At 67.6% G+C, this 1170-nt stretch carries 2 protein-coding genes; both read left to right on the top strand.

What is annotated here, in order from left to right:
• Positions 1-533: NADH-quinone oxidoreductase subunit NuoI (nuoI, locus tag ELR45_RS09470; protein WP_129665834.1), on the top strand; the 533-nt coding region annotated here is incomplete at its 5' end.
• On the top strand, positions 530-1170 hold a 641-nt coding region (locus tag ELR45_RS09465), incomplete at its 3' end, for an NADH-quinone oxidoreductase subunit J (RefSeq protein WP_205856293.1). The genes nuoI and ELR45_RS09465, both read left to right, overlap by 4 nt.

The raw sequence follows: 1170 nt of genomic DNA, 5'->3' as shown, positions 1-1170 counted from the left end.
ATCCGATCGCCGGGTTCGGCGTCACCTTCGCGAACATCTTCAAGAAGAAGGTGACCGAGCAGTACCCGGAGGAACCGCACCCGGTGGCTCCCCGGTTCCACGGGCGGCACCAACTCAACCGGCACCCGGACGGGCTGGAGAAGTGCATCGGGTGCGAGCTGTGCGCATGGGCGTGCCCAGCGGACGCCATCTACGTCGAAGGTGCGCAGAACACCGAAGAGGAACGCTATTCTCCCGGCGAGCGGTACGGTCGCGTCTACCAGATCAACTATCTGCGCTGCATCCTGTGCGGCCTGTGCATCGAGGCATGCCCAACTCGCGCGCTGACCATGACCAACGAGTATGAGCTTGCCGACATGACGCGGGAGAGCCTCATCTACGAGAAGAAGGACCTGCTCGCGCCGATGCTCCCCGGCATGGAGGAGCCGCCGCATCCGATGCGGCTGGGCGATGACGAGCGTGACTACTACCTCGGTGCGGGGCTGCAGGGTGGGGGCCCGCAGAACGGCGCCGCGGGAGAGGGGGGACAGTGAGTCTGCTGGCCGCTGTCGCAGCCCAGGCGGGCGAATCCTCCACCAGCTCCAGTACCACCGGTGAAGAGGTACTGTTCTGGATTCTCGCGCCACTCGCCGTGCTTGGCGGCGTCGGGCTGGTCGTCTCGCGCAAGGCCGTCCACGGTGCGCTGTTCCTGGCGTTGACCATGATCAGCCTGGCGGTGCTCTACATCGCCCTCGAAGCGCCCTTCCTGGGCGTGGTGCAGATCGTCGTCTACACCGGCGCGATCATGATGCTGTTCCTCTTCGTCATCATGCTCATCGGCGTCGACGCCTCCGACTCCCGCGTGGAGACCATCCGTGGCCAGCGCGGCGCCGCCGCGCTGGCGGTGCTCGGCGTGGTCATACTGCTCATCGCGGTCACCGGCCGAGCAGCGCTTCCTGACCCGGTCGGCACCGATGCGGCCACGCCGGAGGGGAACGTCTACGCCATCGCCGACCTCATCTTCGGCCGCTACGTGTGGGCGTTCGAAGTGGTGGCCGCGGTGCTGATCACCGCGGCGGTCGGTGCGATGGCCCTGACGCACAAGGAGCGCATGTCTCGGCGGCCCACCCAGCGGGAGCTGTCCGAGCGTCGGTTCCGGGAAGGCGACCCGCGCGAGGCCGCGGGCACGCC

It is taken from the genome of Phytoactinopolyspora endophytica (assembly GCF_004138495.1).
In the GTDB taxonomy this organism is placed as follows: Bacteria; Actinomycetota; Actinomycetes; order Jiangellales; family Jiangellaceae; genus Phytoactinopolyspora; species Phytoactinopolyspora endophytica.
The sequence above is the reverse complement of the archived record's forward strand: the minus strand, read 5'-3'. Positions and strand labels throughout refer to the sequence as shown.